A 20,110-nucleotide genomic window follows, 5' to 3' on the forward strand; every position below is an offset into this window, starting at 1 on the left:
CGGCCGGCGGCAGGGGCCGGTCGGACCGGGTTCCGGGCCAGGTGGTCCCCACGCGCGTCGAGAAGGGGCCGTTGGTGCCGGGAGGTTCCGCTCGGCCGGTCAAAGAGGGCCGCCCGGCCCATGTGGCCAGCGTCGGCCGCAGGCACGCTGGACACACGGGCGCGCTCCACGCGAGAGGGCACCGGGTGCAGTTCCTGCCGTCTTGCCGGAACGGGGCAGGAACGAACGCGGAGGGCGAACGAGCTGCCCCTGGCCGTCGTTCGCGCGATCAGCAGCCGTCAGGCATAGAAAGGGATCGCCATAGAAGGGTTAGGCGCCATGTCAGAGCATGCACAGCCGGATACGGGGGCAGCATCGGCAGGCCCACAGGGCGACATCGGACGCCGCATCGCCCAACGCCGACAGGAACTCGGTCTCACTCGCGAGGAAACGGCCGCCAGAGTGGGCACCGCCCCGGATTACATCCAATACCTGGAGGAGAAGCCCAGCGCCATGCCGGGCATCGGCGTCCTGATCAGACTCGCCGACGCACTGGGCATCGCCGTATCGGCTCTACGCGGTTCCGACGCGGGCCTTCCCCCCGGCATCGGCACGGCGGCAGACCATCCCGAGCTGGCCGAGATGAGCGTGGACGAATGCTGGGAGAGGCTGTCGACGCACGGTGTGGGCAGGGTCGCCATCGACGGTCCGGCCGGACTGCTGATCGTCCCCCTGAACTACACCGTCGTGGACGGCGCGATCGCCTTCAGAACGGCGCCGGACGCGACGCCCGCCACCGCCGTCGGCAACCAGGTCGCCTTCGAGGTCGACCGGATCGACGAGGCACTCAGCCAGGGATGGAGCGTGCTGCTGCAAGGCCGGGGCCGGGCCGTGACGGATCCGGACACCGTGCGGCGGCTGAACGCGCTTGCCTACAGCGGCCCTTGGGCGGGCGGCGAGCGGGACATGTGGGTGCGGGTCGAACCGGACGCCATCTCCGGGCGCCGGATCGTGGTGCGTCGAGAGGCGTGAAGCCATCGATGCCGAGTGAAGAGGATGGGGCCTCATCCGGACGCGGGCCGATGACCGCGGACCCGTCGCTCTTACCCGGCAGGACCCAGTCGGCGGCAGGTGTACAGCAGGAGAGTTGACCGCGGTGATGTACCCCAGGGACGGCATCCGAGAAATCGACCGGCAGGAGTGCCTGCGGCTCCTGGCCACGGCCCATGTCGGCCGCATCGTCCACACGCACCACGCCCTGCCCGCCGTGCTGCCGGTCGCCTTCAGTCTGGATGACGACTTCTCCGTGGTGGTGCGGACATCGGCCCTGTCACCGCTCGCGAACGCGATCGATCAGGCGGTGGTCGCCTTCCAGACGGACGAAGTGGACCCCTCCACGGCCAGCGGCTGGAGTGTGCTGGTCACCGGGCGCGCCACCGTGGTGACCGACCCCGAGGACCACCTGCGACTGAGCCGGACCGGTCCACCCGCCTGGCGGTCGTCGCGCCACGACGTCTTCTTCCGCATCGAACCCGTGCTGGTCACCGGGAGCGCGCTCGGAGCAGGGAGCGGGGTCCCGAGGGAGACGGCTCGGCCGGGTGGCGCCGGGCGCTGAACGGTCAGTCGAAGGGGACAACGGCCACGGGCGCCGGGCTGTGGTGGATCACCGCGTGTGCGACGTGGCCGATGTGAGACCCCAACGGGGGACGCCTCCGGTGGCGCCCGACGACCACCAGGTCCGCGCCCCGCGCAGCATGCAGAAGTTCGCCCGCCGCCACGCCGACCACAGCCTTTTCCGTGACCTGGACCCCCGGAAACGTGGACCGCCATGGGCGCAGCATGTCCGTCAGCCCCTCGGACGCGTGCCGTTCGAGCTCTACGCCGATGCCCGGGTCGGTGATGGCGGCGTACCCGTACGAGGCGGGCAGGGCCCAGCTGTGCAGGACGTGCAGGGTTCCGGGCCTGCGGGCGGCCTCGCCGAACGCAAAAGCGATGAGCGGGTCGCACGGCTGGTAGATGTCGAGACCAAGAACGACATCTCCCGAGTCCAGTTCGCGAGGAGCCGGTGGCGTCGGTGACGGTGCGCCAACCTCCCTGCGCACGAGCACCACGGGTTGCGTGGACGCCGCGACGACCGCGAGGGAGACCGAGCCGATGAGGAAGCCGACGATGCCCCCGAGGCCACGCGACCCGAGCACCGTCAGATCTGCCTCGTTCGCGGCGACGGTGAGTACCTCCCCCGCCCGGCCGTGTACGTGCCGCGTGACGACCTCCAGTCCGGGGTGGTCTTTGCGTGCCTGGTCAGCCGCGTCACGCAGCAGGTTTTCGGACCACACGTCCGTGGACGGGGCGAAGGCGAGCGGAACCGACGGCGTTGTCGGCCACTCCTCCACGTGGACGAGGTACAGCGGTACGTCACGCAGAACAGCCTCTCGAGCGGCCCAACAGGAGGCCGCAAGGCTTTCGGGCGAACCGTCCACACCGGCGGTGACGTGGGGGGTCATGACAAGCCTCCTCGTGGTGCACGGGGGTTCCGGGCGCGGGAAGTACCGGGTCGGGAAAGGGAATCCGGGAGCGAGAACCCGCCATCCAGCTTCCTCGCTCCGCATGCGATGAAGGAGGGCCGACAGGGCTTGATCGGGTCCGAAGGGCCCATCCCCGGGAGCACGGTTCGGCGGGGCCGAGAGTCGGGCCCACTTGGCCCATGCCGTCGACGGGCCTCGGGCCGCAGTCTGAAGATGTCCGCAGCACCCCAAGCTCGGGAGGGCGTCATGAACGGCACGCCGACCCTCGTGAACGACGTGATGACCCGTCGGGTCGTCGCTCTGAAGAGGGGTGCCGCCTTCAAGGACATCGTGAAGGCCATGCGCGAGTGGCGGGTCAGCGCCCTGCCGGTGCTGGACGACGCGGGACACGTCGTCGGCGTCGTCTCCGAGGCCGATCTGCTACCCAAGGAGGAGTACCGCGAAGGAGACGTGGGCCGCTACGGGCAGGTGCAGAATCTGGCGGAGGTCCGCAAGGCGGACGCAGTCACCGCCGCGGAGTTGATGACTGCCCCGGCCGTCACCGTGGCGCCCGATGCCACCCTCGCCCATGCCGCCCGCGTCATGGCGCGCCACAAGGTCAAGCGGCTGCCGGTGGCGGGCCCCGACGGCGTCCTGAAGGGCATCGTCAGCCGCTCCGACCTCTTGAAAGTCTTCCTGCGGGACGACAGGGCCATCGCCGAGGAGGTCCGGAGCGAGGTCGTCGAAAGGATCTTCGGCACACACACGGAGACGATTCGTGTCGGAGTCCAGGACGGTGTCGTCACGCTTGCCGGCCGGGTCCACCAAACCGCCCTCATCCCACTCGCCACCCGGCTCTCACGTGCCGTGGCCGGTGTGGTGGACGTGCGGTGCGCACTGATTGGCGCGCCCCGCCATCCGGACCTCGACCCCGACCTCCCAGGTGCCTGAAGAACGGTCACGAGGAACGGTCACGCCGGAAGGCGATCGGGCTGAGGGGGCACCCCGTGCCGTTCACCCTCCGTCGGCCGCCGTGAGCCGGCAGTCCACTCCGACGATGCCCTCGACGCCCCGCACAAGGCGCGCGGCGAGCGGAATACGGGTGGCGTCCTGCACCGTCCCCGTCAGGGTCGCGACGCCGTTGACGACCGTGATGTGAACGGGCACCACGGGGGCCTGGAACAGGACGTCGATGACATCGCGCCGTATCTCGTCGGCGAGGTCGTTGTCCGGGCGGAGGAACACCTTCAGCAGGTCACCTCGGCTGACGACACCTTCGAGCAGGCCCTGCGTGTTCACGACGGGCAGCCGTTTCACGTGCCGGAGCGCCACGATGCGCGCCGCCTCGGCGAGCGTGGCGTCGGCGTGGACGGTGACGGCCGGAGTACTCATCAGCTCCTCGGCGCACAGCGCCCCGGCCTTGGCCATGTCGGCCATGCGGTGCAACTGGGTGAGGCGGTCCGGATCGCTGTCCCGGAATTCTTCCTTCGGCAGGAGATCGGCCTCGGACACCACTCCGATCACCCTGCCGTCGCCCTCCAGCACGGGAAGGGCGCTGACCTTCCACTGTTCCATGCGTTCGACGACGTCCTTGAAAATGGCCTTGCGGCCGACGGCGACGGCGGCACGCGTCATCACGTCACTCACACGGTAGGCACTGCTCTCCACGGTCTCCACGTTCTCCTCCTCAGAACGCCGACGGCCTCCGACCAAAAGGGCGGTCGGTCATACCCACTCGCCGCTGCCGTGAGGCGCGTAGAGGTCGAGCAGCCTGATGCGGGAGGCGTGCAGTCGGTCGGCGACCACCAGCCCGACCCAGACCGCGATCGCCCGGCCGAACTCGGGGTCGTCGGCGCACAGCGCCCGCACGGCCTCGGCGTCGAACTCCCAGGCTCTCACCGGGCTCATCGCCTCGGCGCCCAGGTGCCAGTGGTACGGCGGGAAGTGCCAGGACCAGCCGATCAGTTCGCCGTGCCCGAGCGTCTCGACAGCTGCGGGCTGACGGTCGGGTACGTGCAAGTCGAGGGCCACGGTGCCGGTCCGTACGATCCAGAAGCGGTCGGCGCGCCCGCCCTCCTCGAACAGGCGGTCCCCCACTTCGAAGGAGACCTCACGGGCGAACTCCATCAGGCGTTCGCGCTGCTCGGCGGAGAGCGCCGCGTTCATGGTGGTGGCGGTTGTCATCGCACCCGCTCCCTTCGTCGCTCGTGATTCCAGCGTCGGCGCGCCGGGGACCTCGCACAACGGGCCGCACGGGCCCGGAGGGGGGCCGTTCGGCCTGGCCGCGGGGGCCTTCGTCGCACGAGGAATCCCTGAAGCCCTACGCCGGCCGGCTGGACATCACGGCTTCCCAGGGCCTCTCGTTCGGATCACGCCGGGCTCGACGAGGACGCGCCACGAGGAACGGGCCTTTTCGGGCCGCGCACCGCGCGATCAGGATCCGCGAGAAGCGGATGACCCTTCTCCCTGCCGGCACCGACGAGACGTGAACGACGGCAGGATGAGGCCTCAACCCGGTTACCTGGAAGACCCATTGAGGCCCCCGGCTCAAGGCCCCCGGCATCCGGAGTCACACGAAGGTGAGCACGTCCTCGGCCGGCCGACGCGGCGTAGCGCGCCCCTTGGGCCCGTAGCCGAGGCGGATCACCATGTGGACATAGCCCGTCGTCGCCCCGGGATCCCGTGTGAGGGAGCGGAGTTCGGGCCACTCCACGGGCTGGGACATGAGCGACGTGGACAGGCCGTCGAGGGTGGCCTGGAGCAGCACCCGGTGCAGTGCCTGGCCGGCTGCCAGCCACTGCTCCGGTGTGTCCTGCGCCGTCCCCAGCAGAGCGATCTGGGGTGTCTTCTCGAAACGGGCCGATACGCGGCCCTGGGCACCGCGCTGGGTGTCAAAGTCACGGACCGGGGAGGTCACGTCGTACTGCCGCGGACCGAAGGCGTACGCCGGGATCCCTTCCGTCTCGGTCCCGTCGTCGGTCGCGCCGGTGCGCGTCCAGGCTGCGATCTCCGCCCGCACCGACGCGTCCGCCGACTCGAACAGCTCGGATACGTGGACCAGATCGAGCACGGTGTCCGTGTGCCACGCTCCCGGCACACCGAGCCGGCAGCCCTCCAGGAGGGCCGCGGCACGCAGCCCGTCGAGGATTTCGGCGGGGACCCGCTCCTCGGTGAACGGGAAGCGGCTGGTGTGCCGTTTCCGCAGTACGGAGTGGAGAGAAGACAGGGTCTCGTCCTCGTCCCCCTCCCCGGCGGCGTTGGGGCGGAGGCGGACGTCGGCCAGATACCAGGGATCGCCAGGGTCCGGCAACAGGTGCCCGGCGGCGTGGAGGCCGTGGTGCGCGGCGGCTACGCGCAGACCGAACAGAGCGGCGCCACAGCCGAGATGGAGGGCTCGGTGGTCGGGGTCCTCGCGCGGCATGCCGCGGGTGGGGTCTCCGTACAGTTCGACGGTGCCGGTGCCCACCCGGTGCACGAACTTCCACGGCTGCGCGTTGTGCATGGACGGTGCTGTACTGGCGTCCTCGACCAGCGAGGTGACGAGTTTGCGGGTCAGAGCGGTGATGGTCACGGTCTTTCCGTCCCGTCTTGCGTACGTGCTGCGGCCATCGTCAGGCGGACTTCGGGGGCGGTGGGTGTGGGCCGCGTCCCGGCGGCCAGATGACCCCGAGAGGCCACTGATCCGCCTCCCACCAGGTGATTCATCGCCGGGCCTCCTGTTCGAACATCCGAACGATGAGTCTCCCCTCCTACCAGCGTCCGCCTCACAGCGGTGGACCGGGTAGGGCTGAACGGTTCCACCTTCTCCTGACTTCGACCCCGGTCGTAGGTCACGTCGTCTCGCAGGACAAGCTCTGGTTCATGGCCGTCAACTTCGTGAACCCGCACGACATCACGACGACCTCACCGGCGCCGCGCCCGCGATCCGCGAGTACGCCAAGATGCTGGACGCGGTCTTCGGCCCGGCCGCCGACGACCAGCGCTGGTACGACGCCCTGAACTTCTGCCTCAACGCCATCCGCGATGCGGACCGCAGTATCGAATTCGTCCGCCGACCACGGCGAGACGGCGGGCTCCCACGGCCGAGGCCCCGCCACCCTGCGCTGAAGGGCCACTCGCTCCTGCCGGCGCTGCACGGGCAGTCCGTGCGCGATGGTGACGGCGTCGCGGCGGACGATGTGCAGGTCGACGCCCACAACTCACTAAGGTGGGGAAACAGATCGCCGAAGAGCTCATCGCACCGGGTCGAGGTCCCGGATGACGCTACGTCACAGTAATCGCGCCCCCAGTCCGTGCGCCGCACCACTGCCGCCCGCTGACCCGCAGAAGGACTGGTCAGTCCCCAGCTGAAACCCCGGACGGCCCTAGCCCATAGGGACAGCGATGCCCAGGCTCGAAGGTGAGGCCGATATTTCAGGAGGCGTGATGAAGCACCTGCGCGTCGTCGACGACGTGATGAACCACGCCGTCATCTCCGTCGGTCCAGGGACAGCGCTCAAGGACATCGTGGAGACCATGCGCCGGTGGCGGATCAGCTCCTTGCCCGTTCTTTCGACGGAAGGGCGGGTGGCCGGCGTGGTCTCCGAAGCTGACCTGCTGCTCAAGGCACGTGGCGCGGACGAGTCCCGTACCGTCACCGCCGGTGAGCTGATGACAGAACCCGCGGTCACGGTGAAAAGGGATGCCACCATCGCGGGCGCTGCCCACCTGATGGCCCGGGGCCGGCTGAAGCGGCTTCCCGTGGTCGACGACGAGAGCCGCCTCGTCGGAATGGTCAGCCAGGGAGATCTCCTCAAGGTCTACCTCCGCCCTGACGGGGACATTGCCGAGGAACTCCGTGAGCTGATCTTGACGGAGCTCATCCCCGACGGTTCGGCTGAGGTGCGCGTCCACGTCGCGGAGGGCATCGTCCACCTGACGGGGGTCATCCCCGACGCGTCCCTGAAGGACGTGCTGACGCGCGTCGCCCGCACGGTACCGGGAGTCGTGGACGTCACCACACAGTTCGACGTCGAGGTCCCCGCCGGGAGAGGACGATGATGAGGCACCGAACCGTCGCCGATCTGATGGCCCCGATGGCCGTCAGTGTCCGGCGCGGCACCCCGTTCAAGGAGATCGCCCGGCTCCTCGACGAGTTCGACATCACCGCCGTGCCCGTCGTGGACGAGGACGAACGTCCCGTGGGTGTCGTCTCCGAGGCCGACCTGCTCCACAGACGCGAGGCCGCGGGTGGCGCGATCACCGCCGCCGACATCATGACCAGTCCTGCCATCACCGCCTCACCCGAGTGGAGTGTCGTCCGTGCGACCCGCGTCATGGGCAGACACTCGGTCAAGCGTCTGCCCGTGGTGGACGCCACCGGCCGCCTTGTCGGGATCTTGAGCCGCAGCGACCTCGTGCAGCTCTTCCTGCGCCCCGACAGGTCGATCCGGGAAGAGATCGTCGAAGACGTCCTGACCCGCACGCTCCAACTCGCACCTTCGGCTCTGTCCGTCGAAGTCGACGATGGTGTGGTGACCCTCAGCGGCACGGTGGGGCGACGCATGCTCATCCCCGTGATCGTTCGGTTGTGCCACAGCGTCGACGGAGTGGTGGACGTGGTCGATCGGCTCGACTACGAGCGTGACGACATGCCGATCGGCTCGCCGACAGCCAGAGAAAAGTAGGAGAAGGCCATGAGGCATCGAAACGTGGGCGAGCTGATGACGCGGGAGGTCATCACCGTCGCCCGGACCACGGCCTTCAAGGACATCGTCCGGACACTGGCCGAACACCAGGTGTCGGCCGTCCCGGTCGTCGACTCAGAGGGGCGTCCCCTCGGCCTGATCTCCGAAGGGGACCTCCTCCGGAAATCCTCGGGCCAGGGCGACTACTTCCGGTCGCTTCCCAAACGAGAAACGGTGCCGGAGGACAAGGCCGCAGCGCTGTGTGCCGAGGAACTGATGTCCGCTCCCCCTGTGTGCGCCGGACCGGACTGGACCGTCGCCGAAGCCGCGAGACTCATGGAAGCCCAGGGCGTGAAACGCCTGCTCGTCGTCGACGAGAAGGACACCCTGCTCGGCATCGTCAGCCGACGCGATCTGCTGCGCATCTTCCTCCGTGACGACGACGAGATCCGCCACGAGATCAAGGGGGACATCCTCGACCGCACCCTGCGCCAGGACCCCGCCACCATCACCGTCGAGGTGGCCGATGGTCGCGTCGAGCTCCGCGGAACGGTGCAGTTCAAGAGCCTTGTCCCGGTCATCGAACGGCTCTGCGGCACCGTGGACGGCGTGGTCTCGGTAAGGGCGCGGCTCGCCTACGCCGTCGACGACACCGTAGATGACTGAAGGAGTTGACCAGCTCCACCGGGCATCAGCACCGAGTCGCGCAGCGCCCCGCCGGCGAAGGCACCGGTTTCACCACACCCGGGCACCTGTGGCCGTCATCGCACACCGACAGCCTCATGCGGACACTTCCTCAGCCACCACGGGCACTGACCGGACTCAGCGATCTCCCGCGCGCCCGCCGATGGCATCAGGGCCGGGCTGTCCCGCAGGAGAGCCGACCGGCCCCTCCCTGCGCGAATGAGTGCCGCCGCACTGTGAAGGTGTCGAGGACGTTGCTCCGCGTCACACGACGGCGTGTCACACGTCGCCGCGTGGCCCACGCCCGGCACACGCGTGACGGGTCTGTACGGCGAAGACCGGAGGGCGAGGCGAGATTCATGGACGAGACACTGCCCCTCGGTCGGATCGCCGGGATCCGGGTCGGCCTGCACTGGAGCGTCCTGGTCATCGTCGCGTTGGTCACCGTCGCCCTGGCGAACGGCCGGTTTCCCGACGCCCACCCGGGCCACTCCGCCGTCGCGTACTGGTCGCTCGCCGTACTGACCGCGGTGGTCTTCCTCATCTCGCTGCTTGCGCACGAGTTGGCACATGCCGTGGTCGCGCGCCGCAATGCCGTTCAGGTGGAAGGCATCACCCTGTGGATGCTGGGAGGAGCCGCGCGGCTGCGCGGCGAAGCCCCGTCGCCGGCGGCAGAAATGCGGATCGCCGGGGTGGGGCCGCTCACGAGTCTGCTGGCCGGTGCCGTACTCGCCGGAGCCGCCGTGGGACTGCACACGCTGCACGCGTCCGGACTCGTCGTGGAGGCGGTCGCCTGGCTGGCGGCCATCAACGTCCTGCTGGCCGTGTTCAACGCGCTTCCCGCTGCCCCACTGGACGGCGGACGGCTGCTGCGGGCTTACCTGTGGCACCGCACCGGCGACCGGCTGCGGGCCACCAGCGGCGCTTCCGCGGCCGGCCGGGCGCTCGGCTGGTTCATGGTCCTGATCGGGTTCGCGGACGTACTGTTCGCCGGAGACCTGTCCGGTCTGTGGCCCGCTCTGATCGGCTGGTTCCTCATCGCCGCAGCGACGGCCGAAGCCCGGCAGGCACAGATCCAGGGTGCGCTCGACGGAGTCCAGGTCAGCCGGGTCATGACGCGGGACCCGGTCACCGTCCAAGGGACAGCGACTCTGTCCGACTTCCTGGCGGAAGGACCTTTCGGCGCCTACCGGCACTCAGCATTCCCGGTCGTGGCGGCGGACGGATCCGTGGCCGGTCTGGTCACCGTGCGGCGAGTGAACGCGGAAGCACCTCAAGCCCGTACGCACACGACGGTCAGCGATGTGATGTACCCCCTCGGCGAGGTCGTGACCGCCGCTCCGGAGGATCCCGTGCTCGACCTGCTGCCTCGCTTGCAGGAGAACTCGACGCATCGCGCCCTGGTCCTCGATCACGGCCGACTGGTCGGCATCCTCGCCGTCGCCGACATCACCCGAGCTCTGGCCTGGCCCACCCCGGCCGCGCATCCCCGACACGACGGGACCCGCTGGCACCGTCCCGCAGCCTGAGCGTGCCGGCTGGTCACCCGGTCCGTGCCGCCGACGTCGGGGGACACCGCCCGGCCCGCCTCGAAGGGCCACGTGGCCCCTGTCCACCACTGCCCCACCGGCAGAGGCTGGAATCGGCAGGACCGACGCAGACCTTACGGAGTCATCATGTACGGCACCCCGCACATCGTCAGCGACGTCATGACGCACACCGTCGCCGCCGTCGGCTCACAGGCCGGCTTCAAGGAGATCGTGCAGCTCATGCAGGACTGGCAGATCAGCGCCCTTCCTGTGATCGAGGGCGAAGGACGAGTCGTCGGCGTTGTTTCCGAAGCCGACCTGCTGCCCAAGGAGGAACTCAGGGACGACCCCGATGTGGCCTACCTCCAACTGCGTAAGCCGGTCGACGTGGCGAAGGCCGACGCTCTCCGCGCAGGGGACCTCATGTCCTCACCCGCCGTCACGATCCGGGCCGACGCCACGCTGGCCGAGGCCGCGCGCGTCATGGCCCGGGAAGGGGTCAAGAGGATGCCCGTGGTGGACGACGCAGGTCTGCTGGCGGGGGTCGTCAGCCGTGCCGACCTTCTCAAGGTCTTCCTGCGCGGGGACGACAAGATCGCCGAGGAGGTCAGACGAGAGACCGTGTCCTACCTCTTCCCGCCGCCGTCGGCCATTCAAGTCGAGGTGCATGACGGGGTGGCCACGCTGACGGGCGTCATCCACGACACCGCCATGGTGCCCATCGCGGCGCGCCTGGTGCGGTCCGTCGAAGGAGTCGTCGACGTGCAGTTCGACCTCGCGCACAAGACCGCGACGCAGCGCGAGACCGCGGAGTAGGTGGGCTGTTCTGGGCGCCGCGGGCGGTCCCCGCGCTGAGGCCGAACAGACCGGGCCAAGGTCCCGGAGGCCCCTGTTCTTCCGCACATTCGCCGTCAGACTGGTTTGGGGGGACCACGACCTTGCGGCGGCGATCATCATGTCCGACGTCACCACCACCGATCTCTACGAAGTGACCATGGCCCTGTCCTACCTCCGCGAGGACATGCGGGCCCCGGCCACCTTCAGCCTCTTCGTCCGCGACCTCCCTCCTGGCCGGGGATTCCTGGTCGCGGCGGGCCTGGAGCCCGCCCTGGACTTCCTCTCCGAATACCGTGTCGAGCGGGAGGACGTCGAGGAGTTCGCCGCCGCACTGCACCGCCCGGTGCGGGACCTCGAACCTCTCCTCGGCCTCGCCTTCGACGGTGACGTACGAGCTGTACCCGAGGGGCACGCGATATTCGCCGGGGAGCCTCTGCTGGAGGTGACCGCGTCGCTTCCCCAGGCCCAGCTCGTCGAGACCTACCTCCTGAACCAGCTCTGTCACCAGACGGTGGTGGCGTCCAAGGCGGCGCGCTGTGTGCTGGCAGCCGCCGGACGGGACGTGGTGGACTTCTCTCTGCGCCGCACGCACGGTCCGTGGGCCGGCACGCAGGCGGCCCGTCTGGGGGCCATGGTCGGCTTCGCGGGAACCAGCAACGTGGCCGCGGCAGGCGCCCTCGGCATTCCGGCCTCAGGGACCATGGCGCACTCCTACATCGAGACCTTCGCGAGCGAAGAAGAGGCCTTCCGCGCCTTCGCCCGCTGCCACCCCGGCCCCGTCACCTTCCTCGTGGACACCTACGACACCGAGACGGGCGTGCGGGTCGCGGCTCGTGTCCTGTGCGACCTCCGGCGTGGTCCCGGCTGCGCGATCCGCCTGGACAGCGGTGACCTGGACGCTCTCTCGCGCCGGTCACGGGCCATCCTGGACGATGCCGGTCTGCCTGACGTGCGCATCGTGGCCAGCGGCGGACTCGACGAGTACGGCGTGGCCCGGCTCGTCGAAGCCGGTGCCCCGATCGACGTGTTCGCCGTGGGCACCCGCGTCGGTGTCGCCGCTGACGCCCCGTACCTGGACGCCGCGTACAAGCTCACCGAGTACGACGGCCGTCCCGTGATGAAGCTGTCCTCGGCGAAAGTCACGGCCCCTGGCCCCAAACAGGTCTACCGGCGCGCCGGACAACCGGACGTCATCGCCCTGTCGTGGGAGGACCCGCCGGACTCGGCGCGGCCACTGCTGCACACAGTGATGCGTGGCGGAAGGCGAACGGGTCCGGCGGACCGCTGGCAGGACGCACGCGGACGGTTCCGGGAAGACATCGCCGCCCTGCCGGCGTCGGCCCTGCGGATCCACGATCCCGAACCCGTGCCCGCGAACCGGTCCAGGGCGCTGGAGGAACTGACCACGCGGGTCCGCTCGGACATCGAGGCCAGAATTCCCTCGATGGGCTCCGCCGCACCGTCGAAGCACGGGGGCCAGGAGGCGAGCGCGCCCCCGTCCGCGCAGGACGCGACCGTGCGACGCCCAGAACCGGGATACCGAGCGGCACCCTCGTGTACGCCTGCGCCGGAGACGAGATCGTCGTGCGCGGCACGACGGCGGGCGTCATCACCCGGGACGGCGAAATCGTAGGCGTTCACCACCCCGACGGCAGCCCGCCCTACGACGTGCGCTGGGCCGACGACGGGCGGGTGAGCCTGTACTTTCCCGGGCAGGACGCCTACATCCGCCACCTGTCACATGCGCCGGGCTCAACGGAGAAGCGCCCCGACATGCCGTCGGCGCCCGTCACCCCTCGGGCCGGGCAAGACCATGTCAGCGCGGAGTGACCGCCGGTTCGGCAAGAGGCCCGAGTCGTACGCGGAACTCAGCACGGCTCGGCGAGAGTGCCCCGCCGGAGGTCCTCGGCGATCCCGTCCGCCCAGGCATCGATGGCCTGCCAGTCGCGGTGGTCGCCGTAGCGGCAGCCCATCAGCCGGAACATCGCCCGGCCGCCGGGCGTCAGGTGGCCCGCGCGCGGATGATCCCCGTTCCACACTTCCGGGCTCCGCTCCGCAGGGGTTTCCACATGCGCCGCGCAAAGGTTTGGGGTACTCCTCGAATGAGACGAGAACCGTGCAGGGCGTGCCCGCGCTGTCGCGACGGGGCGGACTCTTTCGCCCTCACCTTTCCGTCGTCGTGCGAGACGGAGGAAGTCGTCATGGAGCCAGTCGTCACCGTGGGCCTCGACGGCTCACGCGAGAGCCTTGCAGCCGCCCACTGGGCAGCCGGCGAAGCGGAGCGGCGCCATCTCACACTGCGCCTGCTGCACGCATGGCCACTGCTGGTGCCGGAGCCGACCCACACTCCCTCTGAGGTCGATCAGAACTACTGGGCGAAGCGGCTCGTACACAACGCGCGCACGGAGCTCCAAGCGCACCACCCGAGCCTCACCATCGTCGGCAGTCTGATCGCCGACGACGCTCAGAATGCTCTGCTGCAGGCGGCGGCGGAGTCCGACATGACCGTGCTCGGCTCGCGGGGGCTGCAGGCCATGGCGAGCTACTTCCTGGGCGACATCAGCATGCCCGTCGTGGCACGGGCCGAGCGCCCGGTGGTCCTGGTCCGCGCCGAACAAGAAGAAGGGCCGCAGCCGACACCAACTACGGCAGGCGATGTCGTGGTGGCGCTGAAACTGCACGGCCCCTGCGACGACCTGCTCGAATTCGCCTTCGCCAGCGCCGCGGCGCGCGGCGTTCCCCTTCGCGCCGTCCATGGTCAGAGCCTGCCTGTCAACGCCTACGTCCCCTGGGGCGTGGACCACGAAGTGGCCGACGAGATCAGACAGGACGCGCAGAAGGAACTGGTCCGGGCCCTCCGTCCCTGGCAGGAGAAGTTCCCGCAGGTGAAGCTGGTCGACAGCCTCGCGCTCGAAAGCGCCGCCAAAGCCGTCGTACGGGCTGCCGAGGGCTCCGGGATACTGGTCGTCGGCCGACGCGCACACCGTCCCGCCCTGCCGCGTCTGGGCCCCGTCGCCCAGGCCGCCCTCCATCACGCGCGCTGTCCCGTCGCCGTCGTCCCCCATCAATGAGCCGCAAGACGGGCTGGCCAGTCCCTCGGCCCGGACCGTTCGGCCCTACGGGCTCGCCGGTGAGCGGTGATGGCATGGAGGTGAGCCGAGGACAACAAGCGGCGCGCGCCCCGCGCCTGGCTCGTCGACCGCGGAACAGCGCCTGGTGCCGGGAGGAGCGCACATGCACTGGGAGACGATCCACAAGGACATCACACCGGGCGTCACACCGAATCTCACCGACTACGACCGGGCCCGTTCCGATTTCTCCTGGTCGCGGGCGCGCGCCACGCCGGCCGGTCTGCCCGGCGGAGGGCTGAACGTCGCACACGAGGCGGTCGACCGGCATGCGGGCTCGGATCATCGTGACAAGGTCGCGCTGCGGTGCGTCGCCCGTGACAACTCCGTTTCCACTGTCACGTATGCCGAACTGGCCCACCGTACGGACCGCTTCGCGAACGTCCTGCGGTCACTCGGTGTCGGCCGCGGGGACCGCGTGTTCACCCTGCTGGGCCGCTGTCCCGAGCTGTATACCGCCGTGCTGGGCACGCTGAAGAACACCAGCGTGCTGTGCCCCCTCTTCTCCGCCTTCGGCCCTGATCCGGTGGGGCAGCGGTTGCGTCTCGGTGACGCCCGTGTCCTGGTCACCACCGCGGCCCTGCCCCTGGCACCTTCACGATTCCGCCGACCTCGCCCGAGGACATGGCCCTGCTCCACTTCACCAGCGGAACCACCGGCGCGCCCAAGGGCGCAATCCATGTCAGGCCGTGGTGTGGGGCCAGGACGTGCTGGGCCTGCCCGTCCACGACAACTGGTGGCGAGGACGGCCGGGCTCTGGTGACCGAGGGGAGGGTCACCGAGGAGCAAAATCCCGGTGCCGAGGGCGAGTTGGCGCTACGTCCGGGCCGGCCGTCGATGTTCCGCGGCCATCTGCACGACAAGGAGCGGTACGAGGCCGCCTTCGCCGACGGCTGGTATCTGACCGGCGACCTGGTCAGGCGGGACGCCGACGGCTGGTCCTGGTTCGTCGGCCGCGCCGACGACGTCATCAAGTCGGCGGGACACCTGATCGGCCCGTTCGAGGTGGATCGAGAGGGCAGGGGCGGCGGGTTGACCGGAGGTGTCGGCTGATCCGGATCTGCTGCATCGCGCTCACCTACGCGGGAACCGGACGACGGGACCGAGGTCTGGTCCTGTCTTCCCACCATGCCGTCCAGGGGCGGAGCGCCCCCGGTGCCGAGGGGGGCAACCGGCCGGACCGGTCGGTCCGTACACACCGGAACCGGTCGGCCCCGGCCTGGCTCGGCCCATGTGAAGCCGGACAGCCGCATTCGTCATGGGGCACTCTCGGCAGGGGACGGGTGGTGCTGCGAGACGACGGCGACCGGGCATGCGGCATGGTGCAGCGCTCGGTGGGCGACTCTGCCGAGCTCCAGGCCGAAGAGGGCGTCCCGACGTCGCGCCCCGACGACCAGCAGGTCGGCTGCGGCGGAGCGCTCGGTCAGGACCCGATGGGCGGGTCCCTCGACCGTGTTTCTGCTCAGCCGCACCTGGGGGTGCTCGCGCACCATCGCCTCAAGGGCCTTGTCGAGGAAATCCGATGCCTGTTGCTCGAAGTGCGCAGCGAACTCGCCGGTCATGAGCGGGTGGTGCATGGGTTCGTGGGCCGATCGTCGCCAGGTGCGGACGACATCGAGTTCCGCGTCCCGGACCGCTGCCTCGCGGAACGCGAACCGGATGGCCGGCGAGTCCACGTCGTGATCACCGACGCCCAGCAGGATCCGCTCGTGGCGCGCCTCCAACGCATGCCGGTCCCCACGGACGACGACGACCGGTCCGCTGGCGCGCGCGGCCACGACGAGGCCGACCGACCCGAGCAGAAGGCCGGCCACCTCTCCCCTCCCCCGGGACCCGACGACCAGGACCATGGCTCCGTGTCCCTCGCTGAGGAGCGCACCGGACGCGTCCTCGGGGATGACGTCCATGGTGACGGAGAGGCCGGGTGCGCGTCGCCGGGCCCGCTCTGCGGCCGTGCCGACGATGTTCTCGGCGAGGACCTGGGCCGAGGGCAGGTCGGTGCTCGTCGCCGGTACGACGCCTTCGTATCGCTCCCACAGCGAGGCGTGCACGATGCGCAGCGAGCGACCGTGCCGTCTCGCTTCGTCGACTGCCCAGTCCAGGGCCGTGAGACTGGCGTCGGAACCGTCGACGCCCACCACCACGGGCGAGTCCATCGTCCCCACCGCCTTCCGAGTGCGGTCGGATCCCTCATGGCCACGCTCGCACCGGGTGCCTGCTCTCGGTAGGGCCGGTCGGATCCCGGCGCGGGCCCGTCCGTCCCTCCATCCGGCACCGCGACGGTCATCGGCCTTAGCCTCCGCCTGTCTCCGCCCTTCGGCCGTCCTCATAGGGGCCAGCAGTCCCGTGAGGGGACCGTTCGGCACTGCCGTCAGTCAGTGCCCGGGCACCACAGTGGAGGCACGGGACCGTCTCATCCCGTTCGGGAGGACCGTCATGCAGCACCGAACCGTCTTCGAGGTGATGACGCACAACGTGATCACCGCCACCCCAGCCACCCCGTTCAAGGAGATCGCCCGTCTCTTCGCGGACCACGACGTCACGGCGGTACCCGTCGTCGACGAGGACCGGCGCCCGCTCGGCGTGGTCTCGGAGGCAGATCTGCTGCGGGCCACCGCCGACCTCCCCGATCTCGAAGGCCGCGGAGCCGGCGTCCGGCCGCCTGCTCAGGAGGAGCGCGGCCCCACGGGCGCGGAGACGGCAGCCGGACTGATGTCCACGCCGGCGCTGGTGGCGCGCCCGAACTGGAACATCGTCGAGACCGCCAGGACCATGCACCGTGAGGGCGTGAAACGTCTTCCCGTGATCGACGAGAGCGGACGGCTCGTCGGGATCGTCAGCCGCAGCGATCTGCTGCGGCCCTTCCTGCGCGGCGACTCCGCCATCCGTGATGAGATCGAGCACGACGTGCTGGCCGGCATTCTGCGATACACACCCGACATGGTCCACGTGACCGTGGAGGACGGAGTCGTGACCTTGCGCGGCCGGGTCGACGGACGAGCCGACATCCCGGTACTCGTGCGTCTGTGCCGGTCGGTCGACGGGGTGGTCGCACTGCACGAGTCGATCGATTACGCCTACGACAACCTCGCTCTCGACGTGGAACCACCGCGCTAACACGTCGCCGGTCGGCCCCGGTCATGGCCGACCATGAACGGTCGCCCGATCGCGCGCGCCGTTCAGGCCTCCGGCACGGCGGGGCGCAGACGTACCGCTGTGACCTTGTACTCCGGGCAGGACGTCACGGTGTCGGTGTGCTCCGACGTCAGTTCGTGCCGTTGCCGTACCAGAACATCATGCCGCTCACACTCCCGGCGGAAGTACGGCCGGACCGGGACAGGCACGGCGTCTCCGTCCCGTTGAGGCCGGACACTCACACTGAGGCCCTGGCCACGACACGGGGCACAGGGCCGACCGGTCCCCTGTGCGGCGTCCGGTCCGCCGCGGAAGGAGACGGATGGCCTCTGGGCCGGGGTTCCCACATTGGCGCCACGACCGGCCACGTGGCGTTTACCGACCAGGCCACCTCCAGCTCCGACAGGAGTCGCGGACACCGCCCGGCGCGCGGCGCCCGGCGGTGCTCTTCAGGCCGCGCAAGTACAGCGTCATCTCTCCCGTCCGTGCCAGGTGGCCGCGAGGCCGGACCGGCCGGTGGCAACCTGGTCCCAGTGGCCTCTGGCACATACGCGACACCGGTACTTCCATGGGATTGGCGGGGCGTTCCGCGTCGGCGGGAAGCGAGAAGACCATGACCACGCCCGTACCCGTACAGCGAAGTGATCGGCGTTCACCACCCCGGTGGCAGCCCTCGCTGTGACGTGCGCTGGGCAGAGGACAGCCGGGTGACCCGGCACTTCCCCGGACCAGATGCCTGCGTCCGCCACCTGAGGCACGAGCCCGTCAGGACGGACCCGCAAGCCGATGAGCCGTCAGCTCCATGCGAGACCGCGGCGCCTCGCGGCGAACGGACAGTGATCGGAACTCGCCGGCAAGGAGGAGAAGCATGCAAGTCTCCGAGGTGATGGCTGCCCCACCCGTGTGCGTCGCGCCCCACGACTCCCTGGCTGAGGCGACCCGGCTGATGGTCGAGTCAGCTGTCGGCTCTCTCCTCGTCATCAGGGACGGAGCCGTGTGCGGCATCGTCACCGACCGCGACATCGCCGTGCGTGGCATGGGCGGCGGCCTGGACCGGGAGGCCCGGGTCGACGCTGTGATGTCGGCGAGGGTCGTGGCCGTCGAAGCTGACGACGACCTTGACATGGCATACCGGACGTTCCGCCGCACCGGGGTGCGCCGCCTTCCCGTGCTGCGCGAGGGCGAGGCGGTGGGTGTGCTCACGATCGACGATCTCTTCCTCGACGTCCTGGGGCGGCTGGCCGACCTGCTGGGACCTGTCTCCTGGAGCGTGCTGCAGGAGCCACCCGAGCCCCCGTCGGCAGTTGTGCCCTCGCACAAGCCGTGACTCGGGCTCTCGGGAACAGCGTGCTTCGATGTCGGTCCCTACGGCGTGCGTGTGGCCTGGTGGACACGGCAGAGGTCCTGATGCACCGTCAGGAAAGTCAGCATTGGGTCAGCATCAGTCTGATGAGAGCTGCCCACAGATGACGACACCTGCGACTCGCGGACGTGGGGCCAAAGCGCCCAAGAGACATTTGCGATCGCAGTGAAGAGAAGCCGGGCGAGTCGATTTGCCCCTCACCCGGCTTCGTTTGAATCACGCCACGGAGAGGCAGGTCAGCGCACTCTTCCCCGAGGTTTCAGCGGGACAGGCGGCAGTTCTGGCGCAGCCAGGGGATCTCCGTCGTATCCCTTCACTTCCCCAAACCTCGACCCGGTCATCCAGTCCTCCCGGGCCTGGGTGATGTCGTCCTGCGATCTGCCGATGAAGTTCCACCACATGACCAGTTCCTCGTCGAACGGCTCGCCGCCGAGGAGCATCACGGACGCGTCCGACTCGGCGCGCAGCGGGAGTTCGGTGCGGCCGCAGCCGAGGTAGAGCATGGAGCCCGGCAGGACCGGGACGCCGTCGACGTGGGTCTCGCCCGACATGCACAGGACCGCGTACTCGAAGTCCGGTTCCAGGGGAACGGACAGATCCGCTCCGTCGGCCAGAGTGAGGTCCGCTCCCACGATGGGCGTGTACGTCGTGCCGGGTGACGCCGCGCCGTCGAGCTCGCCGAGGATCAGCGTCGCGCTGAGGCCGGGCGCCGTGACCCTGGGCAGGTCGGCGTGGTGCTCGAAGTGGGGGTCGGTGTGGCGGTGGCTGTCCGGCAGGGCCACCCACAGCTGCGCGCCGTGCAGGAAGCGGGCGTGCGGGCGCGGGCTCTCCTCGGAGTGGCTGATGGCCCGTCCGGACGTCATGAGTCCCAGTTCGCGGGGCCTGATCGTCTGCAGACTGCCCGTGGAGTCGCGGTGCAGCACCTCGCCCTCGTGCAGCCAGCTCACCGTCTGCAGACCCATGTGGGGGTGGGGCGGTACCTGCATGCCGGGTTCGTCGGCGATGTCGTCGGGACCGTAGTGATCGACGAAGGCCCACGCGCCGACCATGCGCCGGCCGAGGTTCGGAAGCAGTCGGCGGACCTCGGTGGACTCGCCGAGCTTGACGTGACGCGGGGAGAGGAGTTCACGTACGGGCTCCGCCACGACGAAGCCCCGGCCGCCGCACAGTGTCGGCACGGCCTCGCGATCAAGATTGCTCATGCCTCACAACCTAGCCCCGAGCAGGCCGTCGCGTCAGGCGCGCGTACGGGTGGACCCGCGCAGCCACCGGGTCGGAATATGCG

The 20,110-nt window shown here is 69.6% G+C and carries 23 protein-coding genes and 1 pseudogene; 16 read left to right on the forward strand and 8 right to left on the reverse strand.

Annotated features, from left to right (window positions below; genetic code table 11):
• The first annotated feature begins 318 nt into the window (after nucleotides 1-318).
• Nucleotides 319-1,011: a helix-turn-helix domain-containing protein gene (locus tag EOT10_RS19800; protein ID WP_127829581.1), complete on the forward strand. Its 693-nt coding sequence runs from the start codon at nucleotides 319-321 to the stop codon at nucleotides 1,009-1,011.
• Between the two features lie 127 nt (nucleotides 1,012-1,138).
• On the forward strand, nucleotides 1,139-1,594 hold the full coding sequence (locus EOT10_RS19805; protein WP_127829813.1) for a pyridoxamine 5'-phosphate oxidase family protein: 456 nt from the start codon (nucleotides 1,139-1,141) through the stop codon (nucleotides 1,592-1,594).
• Nucleotides 1,595-1,598: 4 nt separating this feature from the next.
• Here EOT10_RS19805 and EOT10_RS19810 read toward each other — a convergent pair whose 3' ends face one another.
• On the reverse strand, nucleotides 1,599-2,483 hold the full coding sequence (locus tag EOT10_RS19810) for a universal stress protein (protein ID WP_127829582.1): 885 nt from the start codon (nucleotides 2,481-2,483) through the stop codon (nucleotides 1,599-1,601).
• A 267-nt stretch (nucleotides 2,484-2,750) separates the two neighbouring features.
• On the opposite strand from EOT10_RS19810, the gene EOT10_RS19815 reads away from it, so the two are divergent.
• A complete protein-coding gene (locus EOT10_RS19815; RefSeq protein WP_127829583.1) occupies nucleotides 2,751-3,434 on the forward strand; it encodes a CBS domain-containing protein in 684 nt (227 codons plus the stop codon).
• 63 nt (nucleotides 3,435-3,497) lie between these two features.
• On the opposite strand, the gene EOT10_RS19820 is transcribed toward EOT10_RS19815, so the two are convergent.
• The 4 genes from EOT10_RS19820 to EOT10_RS19835 all read right to left on the reverse strand — a co-directional run bounded on the left by EOT10_RS19820 (nucleotide 3,498) and on the right by EOT10_RS19835 (nucleotide 6,679).
• Nucleotides 3,498-4,151, reverse strand: a complete 654-nt coding sequence (locus EOT10_RS19820; protein ID WP_127829814.1) for a CBS domain-containing protein — start codon at nucleotides 4,149-4,151, stop codon at nucleotides 3,498-3,500.
• 57 nt (nucleotides 4,152-4,208) lie between these two features.
• The gene (locus EOT10_RS19825; protein ID WP_127829584.1) at nucleotides 4,209-4,667 is read right to left on the reverse strand and encodes a cyclic nucleotide-binding domain-containing protein; all 459 of its coding nucleotides are present in this window, start codon (nucleotides 4,665-4,667) and stop codon (nucleotides 4,209-4,211) included.
• 385 nt (nucleotides 4,668-5,052) lie between these two features.
• Entirely contained in the window at nucleotides 5,053-6,054 is a 1,002-nt protein-coding gene (locus EOT10_RS19830; RefSeq protein ID WP_127829585.1) for an Acg family FMN-binding oxidoreductase, read from the reverse strand.
• Between the two features lie 259 nt (nucleotides 6,055-6,313).
• Nucleotides 6,314-6,679, reverse strand: coding sequence for a hypothetical protein (locus EOT10_RS19835; protein WP_127829586.1), 366 nt, complete (start codon nucleotides 6,677-6,679; stop codon nucleotides 6,314-6,316).
• A 229-nt stretch (nucleotides 6,680-6,908) separates the two neighbouring features.
• Here EOT10_RS19835 and EOT10_RS19840 point away from each other — a divergent pair, with 229 nt between their 5' ends.
• The 7 genes from EOT10_RS19840 to EOT10_RS19870 all read left to right on the forward strand — a co-directional run bounded on the left by EOT10_RS19840 (nucleotide 6,909) and on the right by EOT10_RS19870 (nucleotide 13,029).
• Nucleotides 6,909-7,523, forward strand: coding sequence for a CBS domain-containing protein (locus tag EOT10_RS19840; protein WP_189491826.1), 615 nt, complete (start codon nucleotides 6,909-6,911; stop codon nucleotides 7,521-7,523).
• Complete coding sequence (locus tag EOT10_RS19845; protein WP_127829815.1) at nucleotides 7,523-8,149, forward strand: CBS domain-containing protein; 627 nt, start codon at nucleotides 7,523-7,525, stop codon at nucleotides 8,147-8,149. Before EOT10_RS19840 ends, EOT10_RS19845 begins: the two co-directional genes overlap by 1 nt.
• Nucleotides 8,150-8,158: 9 nt before the next feature.
• On the forward strand, nucleotides 8,159-8,815 hold the full coding sequence (locus EOT10_RS19850; RefSeq protein ID WP_127829588.1) for a CBS domain-containing protein: 657 nt from the start codon (nucleotides 8,159-8,161) through the stop codon (nucleotides 8,813-8,815).
• Between the two features lie 377 nt (nucleotides 8,816-9,192).
• Nucleotides 9,193-10,362, forward strand: a complete 1,170-nt coding sequence (locus EOT10_RS19855) for a site-2 protease family protein (RefSeq protein ID WP_189491829.1) — start codon at nucleotides 9,193-9,195, stop codon at nucleotides 10,360-10,362.
• A gap of 147 nt (nucleotides 10,363-10,509) precedes the next feature.
• Entirely contained in the window at nucleotides 10,510-11,178 is a 669-nt protein-coding gene (locus EOT10_RS19860) for a CBS domain-containing protein (protein WP_127829589.1), read from the forward strand.
• Nucleotides 11,179-11,317: 139 nt separating this feature from the next.
• Nucleotides 11,318-12,832 carry a nicotinate phosphoribosyltransferase gene (locus tag EOT10_RS19865; RefSeq protein ID WP_223281106.1) on the forward strand — a complete coding sequence of 505 codons (1,515 nt, stop codon included), beginning with the start codon at nucleotides 11,318-11,320 and terminating at the stop codon, nucleotides 12,830-12,832.
• Nucleotides 12,784-13,029 (forward strand): DUF1918 domain-containing protein, encoded by a 246-nt coding sequence (locus EOT10_RS19870; protein WP_262985427.1) that lies wholly within the window; start codon nucleotides 12,784-12,786, stop codon nucleotides 13,027-13,029. Before EOT10_RS19865 ends, EOT10_RS19870 begins: the two co-directional genes overlap by 49 nt.
• Nucleotides 13,030-13,067: 38 nt before the next feature.
• Here the strand turns inward: EOT10_RS19870 and EOT10_RS19875 are convergent, their stop codons facing one another.
• A complete protein-coding gene (locus EOT10_RS19875) occupies nucleotides 13,068-13,238 on the reverse strand; it encodes a hypothetical protein (RefSeq protein WP_223281107.1) in 171 nt (56 codons plus the stop codon).
• A gap of 162 nt (nucleotides 13,239-13,400) precedes the next feature.
• Here EOT10_RS19875 and EOT10_RS19880 point away from each other — a divergent pair, with 162 nt between their 5' ends.
• From EOT10_RS19880 to EOT10_RS42880, 3 genes and pseudogenes are all read left to right on the forward strand, one after another.
• Nucleotides 13,401-14,270, forward strand: a complete 870-nt coding sequence (locus EOT10_RS19880; protein WP_127829591.1) for a universal stress protein — start codon at nucleotides 13,401-13,403, stop codon at nucleotides 14,268-14,270.
• 163 nt (nucleotides 14,271-14,433) lie between these two features.
• Nucleotides 14,434-14,844, forward strand: a pseudogene (locus tag EOT10_RS43000) (AMP-binding protein); the annotation flags it as partial.
• A 242-nt stretch (nucleotides 14,845-15,086) separates the two neighbouring features.
• Nucleotides 15,087-15,380: an AMP-binding protein gene (locus EOT10_RS42880; protein WP_317617353.1), complete on the forward strand. Its 294-nt coding sequence runs from the start codon at nucleotides 15,087-15,089 to the stop codon at nucleotides 15,378-15,380.
• Nucleotides 15,381-15,583: 203 nt separating this feature from the next.
• Here the strand turns inward: EOT10_RS42880 and EOT10_RS19890 are convergent, their stop codons facing one another.
• On the reverse strand, nucleotides 15,584-16,483 hold the full coding sequence (locus tag EOT10_RS19890) for a universal stress protein (RefSeq protein ID WP_127829592.1): 900 nt from the start codon (nucleotides 16,481-16,483) through the stop codon (nucleotides 15,584-15,586).
• A 280-nt stretch (nucleotides 16,484-16,763) separates the two neighbouring features.
• On the opposite strand from EOT10_RS19890, the gene EOT10_RS19895 reads away from it, so the two are divergent.
• The 3 genes from EOT10_RS19895 (at nucleotide 16,764) to EOT10_RS19905 (ending at nucleotide 18,789) form a co-directional block, all read left to right on the forward strand.
• Nucleotides 16,764-17,444, forward strand: a complete 681-nt coding sequence (locus EOT10_RS19895; RefSeq protein WP_127829593.1) for a CBS domain-containing protein — start codon at nucleotides 16,764-16,766, stop codon at nucleotides 17,442-17,444.
• A 659-nt stretch (nucleotides 17,445-18,103) separates the two neighbouring features.
• Complete coding sequence (locus EOT10_RS43170) at nucleotides 18,104-18,349, forward strand: DUF1918 domain-containing protein (RefSeq protein WP_127829594.1); 246 nt, start codon at nucleotides 18,104-18,106, stop codon at nucleotides 18,347-18,349.
• Nucleotides 18,331-18,789 (forward strand): CBS domain-containing protein, encoded by a 459-nt coding sequence (locus EOT10_RS19905; protein ID WP_127829595.1) that lies wholly within the window; start codon nucleotides 18,331-18,333, stop codon nucleotides 18,787-18,789. Before EOT10_RS43170 ends, EOT10_RS19905 begins: the two co-directional genes overlap by 19 nt.
• A gap of 272 nt (nucleotides 18,790-19,061) precedes the next feature.
• Here the strand turns inward: EOT10_RS19905 and EOT10_RS19910 are convergent, their stop codons facing one another.
• Nucleotides 19,062-20,027 carry a pirin family protein gene (locus EOT10_RS19910; RefSeq protein WP_127829596.1) on the reverse strand — a complete coding sequence of 322 codons (966 nt, stop codon included), beginning with the start codon at nucleotides 20,025-20,027 and terminating at the stop codon, nucleotides 19,062-19,064.
• Between the last annotated feature and the right edge of the window lie 83 nt (nucleotides 20,028-20,110).

It is taken from the genome of Streptomyces antnestii (genome assembly GCF_004005495.1).
In the GTDB taxonomy this organism is placed as follows: domain Bacteria; phylum Actinomycetota; class Actinomycetes; order Streptomycetales; family Streptomycetaceae; genus Streptomyces; species Streptomyces antnestii.